Below are 15,056 nucleotides of genomic sequence, written 5' to 3'. Positions count from 1 at the left end.
GCAGTATAGCCCTCCCACGTAAGAACCTGCGCGCGTTTCCCGTCGCCTCCAGCCCCCGCTGGCCGGCGTCCCCCGGGTCGTGTCGTGCGCAGACCCCACCGAGGTTTCCGCTGTTGCAGACGATGCCACTGACCACGCTCAAACACCAGATTGCCGCCGTTGCCGGACCGGGCCGGGAGGTGCGCCTGTTGGCGGTCTCCAAGCTGCAGCCGGCCTCGGCCGTTGCCGCGCTGGCCGCACAAGGACAACGCGCGTTCGGTGAAAACTATGTGCAGGAGGCGGCCGACAAGGTCCAGGCGCTGGCCGCGCTGGGCCTGGAATGGCACCTCATCGGCCACCTGCAGTCCAACAAGGCCGACATTGCCGCGCGCACGTTCGACTGGGTGCAGACGGTGGACCGCGACAAACTGGTCACCGCGCTGGCCCGGCACCGCCCGGCCGAACTGCCGCCGCTCAACGTGTTGATCCAGGTCAACATTGACGACGAAGACAGCAAACACGGCTGCCAACCCACCGAGGTTGCGGCCTTGGCCGAGGCCATCGCCGGGCAGGAACGGCTGCGGCTGCGCGGCTTGATGGCCATCCCGGCCCCCTTCCCCGAGGCGGAAAAGCGCTTGGCGGCCTTCCGTCGTATGCATGAACTGTTCACCGGGCTGACCACGCGCCATCCGCAGGTCGATACGCTGTCCATGGGCATGAGCAGCGACTACGCCGATGCCATTGCCGCCGGTTCGACCATGGTGCGTGTCGGCACCGCCTTGTTTGGCCAGCGCCCTACTCCTTAGGTTTTCGAGACTCCCTCCATGACTGACTCCGCTCCCGCCACGTTTCCCGATACCGATATCGCCTTCATTGGCGGCGGCAACATGGCCCGCAGCCTGATCGCCGGCCTGGTCCGGCGCGGCATGCCCGCCTCGCGCATCCATGTGGCCGAGCCGGTGCCTGCACTGCGTGAGGCGCTGGCGCAGGACTTCGGCGTGCGGACCCATGCCGATGCCGCCGGTGCGGTCGGTCGCGCCGGGTTGTGGTTGATGGCGGTGAAGCCGCAGGTGATGCGTGAAGTCTGCGCGTCGCTGGCCGTCGTCGCCACGCAGCAGCGGCCGGTGGTGGTGTCCATCGCCGCCGGCATCACCGGCACGCAGCTGGAACGCTGGCTGGGCGGCGAGCAGAGCATCGTCCGCGCCATGCCCAATACCCCGGCGCTGCTCGGTGCCGGCGTCACCGGTTTGTTCGCCAATGGCCGGGTATCCACTGCGCAGCGCGCGCAGGCCGAGCAGGTGCTGTCCAGCGCCGGGCGCACGGTGTGGATTGCCGACGAAGCCCGCATGGACGCGGTGACCGCCGTCTCCGGCAGCGGCCCGGCCTATGTCTTCCTGCTGGCCGAGGCGATGGAAGCGGCCGCCCTGGAACAAGGTTTACCGGCCGACGCCGCCCGCACCTTGGTACTGGATACCGTGCTCGGTGCCGCGCGCATGCTTACTGAATCCGGCGAAGCCCCGGCCGAGCTGCGCCGCCGTGTCACCTCGCCCGGTGGCACGACGCAGGCGGCGATTGAGACTTTCCAGGCCGGCGGCTTTGAAGCGCTGACTGCCAAAGCCATCGACGCGGCCGCGCGCCGTGGCAGGGAACTGTCCGCCGCCAACGATTGACCGGGAGATCACCATGCTTCGTGCCGCACCGTGGTTGCTGTCCGTCGTCCTGATGTCCCTGAGCGCCTGTTCCGGCGAATCGGTGCCGCGCGTGGTCACACCGTCGCAAGGCCATGCCAGCCAGGCCGACTTCGGCGCGCTGCGGGTGTACTACAACCTGCTGCCGACGCTGGCGATGAACGAAAGTGTGGCGCGCAGTTATGGCGTGCAGCGCAGTGCGGACCACGCTCTATTGGTGATCGCGCTGCGCCAGCGCGACAGCACCGACGAGCAACCGGTTGATGGCACGGTGGTTGCCACGGCGACCGATCTGTCCGGCCGCCAACAGCAGATCGTGTTGCGCACGGTGAAAACCGGCGCATATACCGACCACGTCGGCAGCGTGCGGATCAGCGATCACGACACGTTGCGCCTCGCCGTGCAGGTCGCAGCAGCCGGCGACACCGGCACGCTGCGGTTTGAACGCGGCTTCTGATCGACGGACGACCCGACCACGTCAACGCGTTACTTGCTGCCCGTGTTGCCCCAGCGTTGCGGCCCGTCACCGCGCAGCCCCAACGTATCCTCCGGGTTGCTCAGGCGGCAGCGCCGCAACGACAAGCAACCGCAGCCGATGCAATCGGTGAATTGCTCCTTCAGCTGCTGCAGCTGCGTGATGCGCTGTTCAAGGTCATCCCGCCACGAGGCCGACAGCCGCGCCCAGTCGGCGCGGGTCGGCGTGCGCGTATCGGGCAGCGTGGCAAACGCCGTCGCCACGGCTTCCAGTGGAATGCCCACGCGCTGCGCGATGCGGATCGCCGCCAGCCGCCGCAGCACGTCGCGGTGATAGCGGCGTTGGTTGCCGGGCGTACGCAGGCTGTGGATCAAGCCTTTGCGCTCATAGAAATGCAACGCCGATACGCTGTGGCCGCTACGCTGTGCCACCTCGCCGACGGTTAACTCACGCGCAACCATCCGCTTGACCTCAACCTTTGTTGAGGTTGCATGCTACCTCGCCTCGCCGGACCTGCTGCAACCGGCACCCTTCTTGTACTGGAATTTCCATGTCGTCCCACCCCACGGCTTCGTCCCCCACGACGGCGGCCCAGATCGACCCCAGCGCCACCTCCATCCTGTCCCCGCAGTACCGCGCCACCACCTTTGGCATGGTCGCGTTGATCGCGCTGTTCGGCTTTGAGGCACTGGCCGTCGCCACCGCAATGCCCACCGTCGCCCGCGAACTCGATGGCCTGAAGCTGTACGCGCTGGCCTTTGGCGGAACCTTGGCCACCAGCGTGATCGGCATGACGCTGTCCGGCCGCTGGAGCGACCGCCATGGTCCGGCCACGCCGCTGTGGAATGGACTGGGCTGCTTCCTGCTCGGCCTGCTGGTTGCCGGGTTCGCCATCAACATGCCGATGCTGGTGATCGGCCGGCTGCTGCAGGGCCTGGGCGCAGGCGCGCTGATCGTGGCGCTGTACGTCATGGCCGCCCGGGTCTTTCCCGAAGCGCTGCGGCCCAAGGTGTTCGCCGCATTCTCAGCGGGCTGGGTGGTGCCGTCGCTGATTGGCCCCGCACTGAGCGGCTTGATCGTGCAACACGCCGGTTGGCGCTGGGTATTCCTTGGTGTTCCGATCCTGGCAGTCCCCGCCGCCTTGGTGCTGCGTCCGGCATTGCGGCGCATCACCAATACCAATCCCACGCCCGCCGAAACGGCCAATAGCGCTGCCGCCGAGCCCTCGCCGGTGCCATGGGCGGTTGGTGCGGCCAGCGGCGCACTGTTGTTGTACGTCGGCGGCCAATATCACGACCTCAAGGCCCTCGCCTTGCTGCTGCCAGCGATTGCGCTGCTCATTCTGTGCAGCTGGAAGCTACTGCCTGCCGGCACCTTGCGCGTGCGCCGCGGCCTGCCCAGCGTGATCGCGCTGCGCGGCATGATCGGTGCAGCGTTCTTCGGCTGCGAAGCCTTCCTGCCGCTGCTGTTGTCGCGCGAACGCGGGCTGTCGCCGCTGATGGCAGGCGTCATCCTGAGCCTGGGCGCGCTGGGCTGGGCCGCCGGCTCCGGATTTCAGGGCCACCAGCGCCTGGGCCTCAGCCGTCAGCGCATCCTGCAGATCGGCACGGCCATGATTGCCAGCGGCGTGGCGCTGACCATTCTGGTGGTGCTGGCAGCAACGCCGCTCTGGATTGTGTTGATCGGCTGGACCATCACCGGCCTCGGCATGGGCCTGACCTACCCGAGTCTGTCGGTGCTCACTTTGTCGCTGTCACCGCCCGCACGCCAAGGCGCGAACAGCTCTGCGTTGCAACTGAGCGAAGCCATTGCCGTGGCCGCGACGCTGGCAGTGGGAGGTTCGTTGTTTGCGGCATTGCTCGACCACTCGGTGCTGGCCGGCTATCTGGTCAACTTCTGCATCGCGTTGTTATTGGCGTTGCTGGGCTGCCTGGTCACTCGCCGCATTGCGGCCTGACGCTGCTTGCACTTGCGCGGGATGCATCGGTTTGCACTGGCCGATGCACCTCCTGCACGCGATGGCAGCACGCAAGCGGTCGAACGTTGTGACCGCGACAACAGTGCAGGACAACAAATGTCCGGCCGGGCGTCGATACCGGATAAAATTGTCAGCCCCGCTTGCATCAAAAGACTTCAGGCCCCTGCACCGCATCACGCAGCCGCCGAAACACGCTCATGCCGTTCTCTTCAGCACCGACGCTTCTCACTGATTCTCCACTGCTGAAGATCGAAAACTGGGGCATGAGCCGCGGTCGTCGCACGATCCTGACGGCGATTGATTTCACCCTTGCTGGCCCCGGCATCGTCGTTTTGATGGGCCCCGGCGGCACCGGAAAATCCTCGTTGCTGCACGCACTGTCCGGCCAGCACAACGCGCATGGCGAGCGCTGGGGACACATTTTTTTCCAGGGACAGCCGCTGCACGCGGCCGCACAGCCGCCGGTTTTGGTGCACCAACAACCGCGCGAACTGGGTTTCAGCGTGCTGGAAAACCTGAGCGCGGCACTGCGCCAACGCCAGAGCAGCTCCCAGCAGGAACTGCGCGAAGAAATCAGCACGCGCCTGCAAGCGCTCGGCGCGGCGGCATTGCTGGCCCACCTACAGCAGCGGGTAATCGACCTGCCGCGCGGGCTGGCACGGCAACTGGCTATCGTGCGCGCCGCCTTCAGTGGCAGCCCGCTGCTGCTGATCGATGAACCCACCAGCGAACTCGAACCCGCCGATGCCGACGCCGTGCTTGGCTTGATCGAACGCCTGGGCAAGACCCACGCGTGCCTGGTCACCCTGCATCACCAAGCGCAGGCACGCCGCATCGCGTCGCGGGCGCTTCTATTGGCCGGCGGCTATGTACAGGTGGATGCGCCGGCTGATGCGTTCTTCGCCAACGATCTGCAGCACCCGGTATTGGCGCAGTTTCTGCGCACCGGCAGTTGCCATGTCCCGGCACCCGATGCGCGAGCGGAAGAGCTGGCAGAGCACGTTGCAGCGCCCGCGCCTATCGCCCCCGTTCCCACACCGCGGCCTGCACCGGCAGTGGCGATCACGCCACAGCGCCGGCCAGCATCGCAGGTTGCGTTGCCGGCAACGCCATCACGGCGTGGCCCGAACGGCTTCCATTGGCTGCAGCCCGGCAAGCTGGCCGGTTGCCCGATGCCCGGCGTCGTCTTCGCCGCCGATCACGACCTGGCGCTGCTGCGCGGCATGGGCGTAACGGTACTGGTCAACCTGACCGAAACCGCCACGTCCGCCGAGTTGCTCGCACGCCACGGCATGCGCAGCTATCACCTGGGTATTCCCGATCGCGGCGCACCGCCGTTGCTGTGGGCCAAGCTGCTGCTGGCCAAGATCGAGGTGATGCTGCGCGACGGCGATGTGGTCGCCGTGCATTGCCTGGCCGGGCTTGGCCGCACCGGCATGGTGCTCGCCGCGTGGTTGATCCGCGAAGGCTTGAACGCCGACGAAGCATTGCGCCGCTTGCGCACCATCGAGCCCGGCTTTGTCCAGTCGCAGGAGCAGGAAGCCCTGCTGCATGCGCTGGAAGAAAACCTGCTGATCCGCGCCGGCTGATCCCCCTCGTTTCATTGCACCGTGCCCGCCCTGCGGGCGCGCTTTCTTTTTGCCCTCCCCCAGGAACCTCCATGTCACTCGACAGCACCTTGCAGCAATCCGTCGCTTCCATTCCCGAATGCCTCGCCGCCGGCTATGTCGACATCAGCTCCGGCATGCTGTTGTCGGTCCGCACCGTGGACTCGCATCCGCGCGAAGTTCTGGATCTGGTCGCCGCCGCTACCGCCGATCTGTACCAAGGGCCAAACATCCGCAGCATCGAGCAGATGTTCCGTCGCGCACGCGGCCTGCAGGAGCAGGAAGGCGCGCATTACTTTCAGGAAATCATCGTCAACAGCGAGAACCTGATCCACGTCTTCATGCGCGGCAAGCTGTACCCGGACTACGTGATGGTGTTCGTGTGCCGCCGCACCGCCAACCTCGGCATGGTGCTCACCCGCTCGCGCATGGCGATGCCGGGCATCGAAGCATCAATCTGAAACAACGAAGGCCACCGCAAGGTGGCCTTCCTGTAATGCGTCGGCCGTGCCGAGCCATGCTCGGCACTACAACGGCGCGATTCAATGCACGCTTCCGACGCCATCTACTTCGTGCAGGTCTTCGCGCAGGATGCGGCGCACTTCCAGCACCGCTTCCGGTGTTTCCTGCACGCTGTGGCCGGAGATGACGACTTTCTCCGACAACGCGCCATCCAGATGTGAGCTCCAGTACGGCACCAAGCCATCATCGGAGTCGGCGGTTGGCACGTCGGCTTTGCGGTTGGCAATGATCGAGTGGTACTTCAGGCTCGGCGCCAGCGGCAAGGTCGAGGATTTCTCGATGAACGGATCACTCGCTTTCAAGTTGTCGATGCTGGTGGTGATGCGCGGCTCCTTGGGCTTGTTGCCCGCTTCATCCGGATTCTGCAAGGCCAGGAACACGTCGCCGAACTTGCCCAGAATGGTCAGTGGCAAACGCACCAACTTGCCGATCATGCGTCCCAGTCGATTGCCCGCCGCATCGGTGCCTTTGTGCGGCGAAGCGATGAAAATCGCACGCTCCACATTCGGCTGCGGGGTGAAATGCAGCAGCGGCCCGAGCCGTGTCTCCACGCGTTTCAAACGCTCGCCATGCAGCTTGAAGCGGGTCAACGCGTCATCCCACAACACCTCACCGGAATTGCTCAACATCAGCCGCGCAATCACGCCACCCATGCTGTGGCCGATGAACACCATGTCGTGCGTTGCAGGCGCAGTGCCCTTCGGATCGAAATGCTTCAACGTGCCGTTGAAGGCATTGCTCACCGTGTAACGGTTCAAGGCAATCGGCGCGTTGGTCGGGTAATACACCGACCACACCTGGTAATGCCTGCGCATTTCCGGGTCGCCCATGATTTCGTTGGCCAGGTTCACCCACGCTTCCGGGCTGCTGCCCAAGCCGTGCAACATGAAGATGATGCGGCGATTCGGGTCGTAGGGCTGCATCAAATAGATGTGCGGCTCGCGAATGCCTTCGCCACGGCCAAACAAGGTGCGCAACGATTCACTGGCAAAGCCCGACTGCGCCAACCACACGCCATACGCGGCGGTGAAGTTCGCCGCCAGCGGCACTTCCTGTCCGCGCAACATCACCGTGTTGGTGCTGTCCGGCGAATAGGATTCCAGACGGATTTCACGCGTGGCCAGCACTTCCTCCAGCGTGTCGCCCTTGAAGTGCAGCAGCGCCGTGGCGTTGATCGCCGGCATCTCGCTGAACACTGGCAGCTCCACTGGCGTATCAACGCCGGTGACGGGCACCGTCAGTGCAGCCTTCTCCATCACCACGACCAGCTCGGCACCAAAGCCATCGCGCCGGTACGAGCTGCGCAGCCCCGCAAAGCTCACCGACGACGCCGACACCAAGTCCTTGGGAATGCTGGTCAGCGGCAACTGGTCGAAATTGGTACTGATCGTCCAGCGGTCCACCTGCATCGGCAGCGAAAAATCCTGGCCTTCAATCGCCAATGCGCGGGTGCGCTGGAACACCACCGACGCGGTCTGCTCGGCTGCGTAGTTGTAGTAATCGCGCACCTGCGTCAGCCGGTCTTCCAACGCACGTTGCGCCGGCGTGCGGCCGCTGAAAAACAGGTAAGCGTACGAATAGCGTGCGGTTTCCAGCCAGGCATCCAGCGCCGGTGCCGGCAGTTCAGTCGCCTTGCCCAGCTTGGCCTTTGGCGTAAGCGCCAGTGCCTCTTCCATCCACAATTCGGCCAACGTGGAAAGCCGCTGCTCGCTCTGCAGGCCATCTACCGTGGCTACGGTATTGCGGCAGGCGGGAAGATCCTTGCTGCAGGCCGAGGCCGTCAAGCCAATCACCGACAACGACTCCTGCGACAGCGCACTCAACTTGCCGCTGTTGAGGATGTCGCCACGCTTGAGCATCACGTGGTCGGTGGGGGTGACCTGCTTCATCGTCACCATCGCGCAGCCGCTGGACAACAGCAACGCCATGACCGCGATCAGCGGCAACAACTGGCGCATCCGCGCGTTGGTGAAACTCATGGAGCGTTTCCTTTCACGGCGATGCCGGGCACGCCTTCGCGTATTTGTTGGGAGAAATCGGCAGCATCGCCGGCGCGCAGCGCACGCGGATTGATATAGCCCAGTTGCTGCAGCCGAGCGAACGGCACGCCCGGTGTCAGCCCACCGATATCCTCGGCATAGTCGGCAAGGTAACCCGACAGCAGCAAGCGGTAGTCCATCGGCAAGCCGGGAACGATGCTGCGCATCAACTCGAACACCACCGTGGTGCAGTTGCTGGTCAGCGTGTTGTAGAAGCGCGGCTCCTGCTCCAGTTGCTGCGCACGGTCCACATAGACCTGCAGCAGCGCGCGCATCTTGTCCGGGCTCAATCCCTGCAACCGGTACAGGTAAACGTCTTCGCCACGCACATTGCTGCGCACGCGCACGATATCGCGCTCATCCGACGCCACCAGCACCGCCTCGAACTTGCGGAAAAAACCGCCCAACGCCGAGAACGACTCAGTCTTTTCCTTGCGGATTTCCAGCGAGAACACCAACTGCTGGCCGTCGGCAAAGCCAAACGACACCAGCGTGTGCGCGATGGTCGGCCCCATCCAGTAGGACAGAACCATGTCCACCGACTGCACCTGCGAAAGATCGTATTCACGCCGCTGCCAACGCACGTCGTAGTCGTCCTCGGTGCGCCACTGGAAGTCGCGCACGTTGTCGATCACCAACCGGTCGCCTTCGATATGCGCACGCAGCGGCTGGGCGACATCGTCAGCCCACACACGATCCTGCTGCGGCGTGATCGTCGCCCACCAGATCAGCATCACCACGAACAACACACCGAACACCGCCAGCGAATGCCAGCGCCGCACCGGCCCAAAGCCCGCGCGGATCGCCCAGATGCTGGGCACGCACCACACCAGCACCGCCGCCACCTTGGCCGCCAGCCCGCCGGGAAACTGGAACCACAACGCAAAACCGCCCCAGATCCCCATGCACAGGCACAACAGCGCCAACAGGACCCGACCGACGCCTCGCACCACACTACCCAGACGCCGCTTCCCTACATTCACCACTTCACTCTCCCAAAAGACCCCACGGCCCAGCGCACTTTTGCCCCCGGTGCCGCCCGAAATGAATGGGTCGCCAGCGACCCGCGGCAAAGATAGCCTGCCGGACGCGGAAAGCGGAGTGAAGCGGCAACAAAAAAACCGGCGCAAGGCCGGCATTCAGGTAGGTGGTGAGAAGACCTCGCCCCGAGCGAAGTCCCACAGGGAAATCTGTTGGCGAAACTGCAGCAGGTTGCTCAGCCCCCCGTTCGTGGACAGAGCAGAGCCTGACTCTGACTCTTGTTTTCTCTGGCCCTTGTTTTCTTAGAAAAGCCGCCGCCAAGACAGGGAGGAGCGCTTTCAGCTACTGGAGACCGTCTTCCATCTTCTTAAGCAAGCGACTAACTATTCCCACGGCGGCCAAGCCGGCATAACCCACGTTCTCGTAGTGGTTGTAAAGATCCTTCTCCGTGATATGAAGGATGTCACTCGCCTCATGCTTTCCCCCTGACTTTTCAGGACGCCATATGAGGGTGTACCAAGGATCTCGCTTGTGGATCTCGGCATTAACTCCATGTATGAGAGCATGCCGGAACTCAGCCTCCGCCTCTGCAAAATCGCACAAGGCCAATGCTTCACTCATGTCTTCTGCAAGGCCGGCCTCAGTCGAAAACACATCCCGAATTATCTTAATCTTGATACTAAGAGGAATTGCCCTGGAAGGGACAGGCTTACCCAGGAACATGGACATTACGCCAATCAATCGATAGAGGCCATACTCAAACCCAGCCCAACAGCCAACATACAAACCCACGAACGCATGGTAATTGCGATCACTTTCAGAATGAAATGGATGCACACACCCCTCCACACAGCCCTATACACAATTAAATATCGTCATCAAGCGAATGCAAAGCAGGCCAACCTTTAGGTCTTGGTGCGCCGCTGCACCACAATCTGTTGAGTGATGCGACGATTTATCTTGCGCTTCCACTCAAGCTGCTTGTCGGACAGTTTTCTCTTGAGCCGCGTCTGAAGGAGAAATGCATACTCCGTTTCGTAGATGTAATTCATTCTCCTCCCATGCTCAATGACATCGTAATTTGCATTTGCATAAGGATCTTTAGCAATACGTTTCAATCCATCGAACAGGGTCCCGGTATCGATACCAATGAAGCGATTGATGCACACATTCCCCACGTAAGTTGACTCACCTGTAACGCGATTCGTTATGTAGCAATGCTCTTTGATCTCCTGCCCACATGGGCAACTATCAAACTCCTCAGTTATCTCCACACCTACAAGATCCCATTCAAGCCGAGCAACTTCAAAGTTTCCGGCCCGAGAGAGTGGAAGTATGTGCGCTTTCAATCTATCAAAATTATGTTCCATCACGGCCTCCTCAAAAAAAGATTCTCTACCCCGAAATATTTAGGGACTGACCCTTACAGGCTAATTCATGTCGCCCAAAAAGAAAGCCCTGCGGCATGCCGCAGGGCTTTTTATTTACTACCGCTGGAGGACTTGTTGTCCATAACCCGACGAGCATACCCGCCGACCAACCCCGAGAATAGAACTGTCGTCAGAATCCCTTGGATGCGGTTCAACTGGTCTTCGGGCAAGAACCAGAGGTTACAAGGCAAAAGCAAATGCCAAGCCCAGAACAGAAGCCCTACGGCCAGAAGGCAAGTCTTGCGACTTGCAGTTACCGTGCAGCTACGAAAAAACCGGCTTTCGCCGGTTTTGTCTGCAACACTCAAATTTCGATGGTGGGCGGTACAAGGTTCGAACTTGTGACCCTTGCCGTGTGAAGGCAATGCTCTACCGCTGAGCTAACCGCCCGTGTTGCGAGCCGCTCATTATAGGGGCCTGAGCGAGCACGTCAACGGTTTTCACGAAAATCTTCACATCGTCTGGGTGGGCTTGTCCGAGCCGGTGGTGCCGGCCAGCAAGGTCTCGATTTTGTTGCGGACTGCCTCGCCATCGGCGCCGTCGGCCAGCTGCACGCCGATGCCGGCCTGGCGGTTGCCCTGCGCGCCCAGCGGCGTCACCCAGACCACTTTGCCGGCCACCGGCAGGCGCTCGCTGGAGTCGGGCAAGGTCAGCAGCAGGAAAACCTCGTCGCCGAGGAAGTAGCGCTTGGGCGTGGGCACAAACACGCCGCCGTTCTTCACGAACGGCATGTACGCGCTGAACAGCGCCGCCTTGTCCTTGACCGCCAATGACAGGATGCCTTGGCGGGCGTTCATCGCACTCATCGAATTGTCCCCTTGGATTGCACTGGATTGGCCGCGTTCCAGGCCAGCAGCAACTCCACCACGGCAAGGTCGGCTCGCACGGTGGTGCGCAGCAGGTCGCGGGTGCGATTGGCAGCGTCAAACCAGGCGGCCAGCTTGTTCAATCGCACCGGATCGGTCAAGCCGTCGGCAGCTTTCTTCAGTGCCAGGTCGGCGGCATGGCGCAGCCGCAGGTCGGCATGTTCGTCGCCGGTCCAGCGCTGCGCCAGTTCGACGCTGCCCAGCTTGCCGGCGAGCAGTTGTTCCAGCTCGCTGGCCACTTGCCGACGCAGCGCCATGCCGTCGCCCTGCAGCCACTTGCCGGCCAATGCCGGGTGCCCGCGCGTAGCGTCCAGCGCCTCGCGTGCCACGCCTTCGGTGTAGCCGCGCGCCTGCAGCCAGGTCAGCGCTTCGTCGCGCGGCGGCAGGCGGAATTCCAGACGCTGGCAACGGCTGCGGATGGTCTGCGGCAGTCGCGCCGGATCGGCACTGAGCAGCCACAGGTAGCGGCCGGGTGACGGCTCTTCCAAGGTCTTGAGCAGGGCGTTGCAGGCCGCGCGGTTGATGGCGTCGGCCGGATCGACAATCACCACCTGCGCCACGCCGTATTGCGGGGTGAGCGCCAGCTTCTGCGAAATCTCACGCACCTGTTCGATCACGATCTCGGTGCGCAGCTTGTCGCCGGTCTTGTTGGGAATGAAGGACGTCAGCTGCAGGTCGGGATGGGTGCCGGCGGCAATCAGCTGCGCGTTGCGCTGGCGGCCCGCCGCGTCCACGCCGTGATTGAGCACATGCGCGGCCAGCTTCAACGCCACCGCACGCTTGCCCATGCCGACCGGCCCGCACATCAGCAGGCCGTGCCCGAGCCGGCCCGCATCCAGTGCCGTCACGGTCTGGTCGTAAGCGCGTTGCTGCCAGGGAGCGAAGGCGTCACTCATGCCAACAGCCCGTGCGTTTCATTGGTCACGCTGATCATTTTGGTGCCGCCTCGTTTCGTTTCGCGCGCAGGCGCTGCAGGTAACGCGCGACGGCGGCGTTGTGCTCGGCCAGCGTGGCGGAAAATTCATGTGCACCACTGCCATCGCCCACCGCGACGAAGTACAGCGCATTGCCTGCTGCCGGATGCGCGGTGGCCTGCAGCGCATCGCGCCCGGGCATGGCGATCGGCGTCGGCGTCAGCCCGGCGCGCGTGTACGTGTTGTACGGCGTGTCGGTGGTGAGATGACTGCGGCGGATGTTGCCGTCGTAAGCGCTGCCGATGCCGTAGATCACGGTGGGATCGGTCTGCAGGCGCATGCCCATTTTCAGGCGGCGCATGAACACCCCGGCAATCTGCGGACGCTCGCTGGCCAGGCCGGTTTCCTTCTCGATGATCGAGGCCAGAATCAACAGTTCGTACGGTGATTTCAGCGGCAGATCATCCGCGCGCGATGCCCAGGCAGCGGCCAGTTCTTTTTCCATCGCGGCATGGGCGCGCTTGAGCACGTCCAGATCGTTGTCGCCACGCTGGTAGATATAGGTTTCCGGCAGGAACCGTCCTTCCGGGTGTTGTTCGGCAAAGCCCAGCGCAGCCATCAGCTCGGCGTCACTCATATCGACCGTCTTGTGCTGCAGCGGCTGTGCGCGATTGAGCGCGGCGCGCAGCTGGCGGATGTTCCAGCCTTCAACGATGGTCACGCGGTACTGCAGCACCTTGCCCTGGCGCATGTTGCGCAGCAGCTCGCGCGGGGTCGGCGCCGGCTCCAGCGCGTACTCACCCACTTTGAGCTTGCCGGCCGCATCCAGTTGGCGCGCCAGCAATTGCCATTGCAGATCCTGACCTTCATCAATGCCGGCGGCGCGCAGTTTGCCGAGCACGGTGGTGAAGGAATCACCCGAGGCTACGGTGACACTGGCCTGACTCGGCGTAACCGGCGTGCCGGCAAAACTGCCCTGCCGTTGCCACAGCAAGGCCGCAGCGGCGCCCGCCAATGCCACCAGCAACACCAGGATCGCCAGCACCACCAGACATCCACGCTTGGCACCCGCCATGGTCACCCCGTTCAGATCAAACCGGTGCGCAGGATACCGCGCCAGCCGCAGTGCCGGCCAAGCAGGCCGTTCATTGTTGAGGCTCCAGCGCCCGCAACAGACCACGCGCCTTGGCCCGGGTTTCGTCCAGTTCCTTGTCCGGATCGGAGTCCACCACGATGCCGGCACCGGTACGGAAGGTCGCCTGCGTGCCCTGTACTTCAGCGGTACGGATCAGGATGTTCAGGTCCATGTCGCCATCGCGGTTCAACCAGCCAAAGGCGCCGGTGTAGGCACCGCGTGCGGTCTGCTCCAACTCGGCGATGATTTCCATGCAGCGCACCTTCGGGCAACCGGTGATGGTGCCACCCGGGAACGTGGCGGCAATCACTTCACCCGGCGTCACGTCCGGACGCAGGCGCGCACGTACGTTGCTGACGATGTGATGCACATGGGCGTAACTCTCCACGATCATCAGCTCATCGACTTCAACGCTGCCGGGCGCCGCGATGCGGCCCAGATCGTTGCGCTCCAGATCGATCAACATGACGTGCTCGGCCCGCTCCTTCGGGTGGCCGACCAGCTCCTGGATGCGCGCGGCATCGTCGTCGCCTTCAAAGCGCGGGCGCGTGCCAGCGATGGGCCGGGTCTGCACCACGTCGCCACTCACCGACACCAATCGCTCCGGCGAGGAGCTGACCACGGCGCGACCGGCGGCCGTGAACAGGCCGGCGAACGGTGCCGGGTTGGCGGTGCGCAGGCGCGCATACAAGGCTTCCGGCGCCAACGGCGCGTCGAACTGCGCCTGCCAACGGCGCGACAGATTCACCTGGAACACATCGCCGGCACACAGGTAATCAATCACCTGCTGCACACCATCCGTGAAGCGCTGACCGTCGTCTTCGTCGATGGCAACCGGTGGCTGCCAGCGTGGCAATGCGGGCAACTGCGCGGCGTCGCGCAGATCCTGCTGAAGTTGTGCGAGCAGCGCGTCGCTGCCGTCTTCGGCGACGGCAATGCAGCGTCCGCTATCGCGCTGGCGCAGCACTGCCGCCGGGCAACGCAACGCGATCGCCGAGGGCAAGCCATCGGTGCGCTGCGGCAGATTCAAAATGGGTTCGACCTGGCCGGCCAGTTCGTAATCGAGCAACAGCGCCCAGCCACCACGGAACGGAATTTCCGCTTCCATTGGATTGCGGGCTTGGCGCAGCGCCTGCCAGTCGCGGTCGAGTGCCGAGAGGAAATCACCTTCAACTGCACTGCCGTCTTCGCGCTGCAACGTGCCGTCTGCATTGAGCAGCAGCTGCGCGCCATCGGCGATCAACAGCATGTCCCACTGGCCTTGCTTGCCGGCCGCAGTGGATTCCAAGAGAACGGAATAGCGATGCGGCGCGAGCCGATGCAGCGCCAGCAAATCGGTGTCGGCGTGCAGGGGAAGGATGTGCATCGTTGGCCCGGGAAAGAGTCGGGAAAGCTGGTGGCTCCCTTCTCCCGTCGGCGGGAGAAGGTGCCCGAAGGGCGGA

Annotated in this window: 15 protein-coding genes and 1 tRNA gene; 6 read left to right on the top strand and 10 right to left on the bottom strand. The window is 63.5% G+C overall.

All coding sequences use genetic code 11. The annotated features are described in order from the left end of the window. Positions 1-122 precede the first annotated feature (122 nt). The 3 genes from ACREP4_RS05505 to ACREP4_RS05495 are packed head-to-tail and all read left to right on the top strand — an operon-like array spanning position 123 to position 2,124. Positions 123-785, top strand: a complete 663-nt coding sequence (locus ACREP4_RS05505) for a YggS family pyridoxal phosphate-dependent enzyme (protein ID WP_431595327.1) — start codon at positions 123-125, stop codon at positions 783-785. A gap of 18 nt (positions 786-803) precedes the next feature. Further along, entirely contained in the window at positions 804-1,649 is an 846-nt protein-coding gene (gene proC / locus ACREP4_RS05500) for a pyrroline-5-carboxylate reductase (protein ID WP_431595153.1), read from the top strand. A gap of 13 nt (positions 1,650-1,662) precedes the next feature. Next, entirely contained in the window at positions 1,663-2,124 is a 462-nt protein-coding gene (locus ACREP4_RS05495) for a DUF4426 domain-containing protein (protein ID WP_431595152.1), read from the top strand. 29 nt (positions 2,125-2,153) lie between these two features. Here the strand turns inward: ACREP4_RS05495 and soxR are convergent, their stop codons facing one another. After that, a complete protein-coding gene (soxR, locus tag ACREP4_RS05490) occupies positions 2,154-2,603 on the bottom strand; it encodes a redox-sensitive transcriptional activator SoxR (RefSeq protein ID WP_431595151.1) in 450 nt (149 codons plus the stop codon). Between the two features lie 89 nt (positions 2,604-2,692). Here soxR and ACREP4_RS05485 point away from each other — a divergent pair, with 89 nt between their 5' ends. The 3 genes from ACREP4_RS05485 to ACREP4_RS05475 all read left to right on the top strand — a co-directional run bounded on the left by ACREP4_RS05485 (position 2,693) and on the right by ACREP4_RS05475 (position 6,188). Then, on the top strand, positions 2,693-4,099 hold the full coding sequence (locus ACREP4_RS05485) for an MFS transporter (RefSeq protein ID WP_431595150.1): 1,407 nt from the start codon (positions 2,693-2,695) through the stop codon (positions 4,097-4,099). A 218-nt stretch (positions 4,100-4,317) separates the two neighbouring features. Continuing rightward, a complete protein-coding gene (locus ACREP4_RS05480; RefSeq protein ID WP_431595149.1) occupies positions 4,318-5,709 on the top strand; it encodes an ATP-binding cassette domain-containing protein in 1,392 nt (463 codons plus the stop codon). Between the two features lie 71 nt (positions 5,710-5,780). Further along, positions 5,781-6,188, top strand: a complete 408-nt coding sequence (locus ACREP4_RS05475) for a hypothetical protein (protein WP_431595148.1) — start codon at positions 5,781-5,783, stop codon at positions 6,186-6,188. A gap of 81 nt (positions 6,189-6,269) precedes the next feature. Here ACREP4_RS05475 and ACREP4_RS05470 read toward each other — a convergent pair whose 3' ends face one another. The 9 genes from ACREP4_RS05470 to ACREP4_RS05430 all read right to left on the bottom strand — a co-directional run bounded on the left by ACREP4_RS05470 (position 6,270) and on the right by ACREP4_RS05430 (position 14,980). Then, positions 6,270-8,228: an esterase/lipase family protein gene (locus tag ACREP4_RS05470; protein ID WP_431595147.1), complete on the bottom strand. Its 1,959-nt coding sequence runs from the start codon at positions 8,226-8,228 to the stop codon at positions 6,270-6,272. After that, positions 8,225-9,193: a DUF4105 domain-containing protein gene (locus ACREP4_RS05465; RefSeq protein ID WP_431595326.1), complete on the bottom strand. Its 969-nt coding sequence runs from the start codon at positions 9,191-9,193 to the stop codon at positions 8,225-8,227. The genes ACREP4_RS05470 and ACREP4_RS05465 overlap by 4 nt, the downstream gene beginning before the upstream one ends. A gap of 418 nt (positions 9,194-9,611) precedes the next feature. Next, the gene (locus ACREP4_RS05460) at positions 9,612-9,998 is read right to left on the bottom strand and encodes a hypothetical protein (protein WP_431595146.1); all 387 of its coding nucleotides are present in this window, start codon (positions 9,996-9,998) and stop codon (positions 9,612-9,614) included. Between the two features lie 176 nt (positions 9,999-10,174). After that, positions 10,175-10,639 (bottom strand): hypothetical protein, encoded by a 465-nt coding sequence (locus ACREP4_RS05455; protein WP_431595145.1) that lies wholly within the window; start codon positions 10,637-10,639, stop codon positions 10,175-10,177. Positions 10,640-11,014: 375 nt separating this feature from the next. Continuing rightward, positions 11,015-11,089, bottom strand: a tRNA-Val gene (locus ACREP4_RS05450). A 62-nt stretch (positions 11,090-11,151) separates the two neighbouring features. Beyond that, entirely contained in the window at positions 11,152-11,505 is a 354-nt protein-coding gene (locus tag ACREP4_RS05445) for a PilZ domain-containing protein (RefSeq protein ID WP_431595144.1), read from the bottom strand. After that, positions 11,502-12,461, bottom strand: coding sequence for a DNA polymerase III subunit delta' (locus tag ACREP4_RS05440; protein ID WP_431595143.1), 960 nt, complete (start codon positions 12,459-12,461; stop codon positions 11,502-11,504). Before ACREP4_RS05440 ends, ACREP4_RS05445 begins: the two co-directional genes overlap by 4 nt. Before the next feature lie 34 nt (positions 12,462-12,495). Next, entirely contained in the window at positions 12,496-13,554 is a 1,059-nt protein-coding gene (gene mltG / locus ACREP4_RS05435) for an endolytic transglycosylase MltG (RefSeq protein WP_431595142.1), read from the bottom strand. Positions 13,555-13,624: 70 nt separating this feature from the next. Next, positions 13,625-14,980 carry an aminodeoxychorismate synthase component I gene (locus tag ACREP4_RS05430; RefSeq protein WP_431595141.1) on the bottom strand — a complete coding sequence of 452 codons (1,356 nt, stop codon included), beginning with the start codon at positions 14,978-14,980 and terminating at the stop codon, positions 13,625-13,627. Between the last annotated feature and the right edge of the window lie 76 nt (positions 14,981-15,056).

This window comes from Stenotrophomonas sp. (genome assembly GCF_050737575.1).
In the GTDB taxonomy this organism is placed as follows: Bacteria; Pseudomonadota; Gammaproteobacteria; order Xanthomonadales; family Xanthomonadaceae; genus Stenotrophomonas.
The sequence above is the reverse complement of the archived record's forward strand: the minus strand, read 5'-3'. Positions and strand labels throughout refer to the sequence as shown.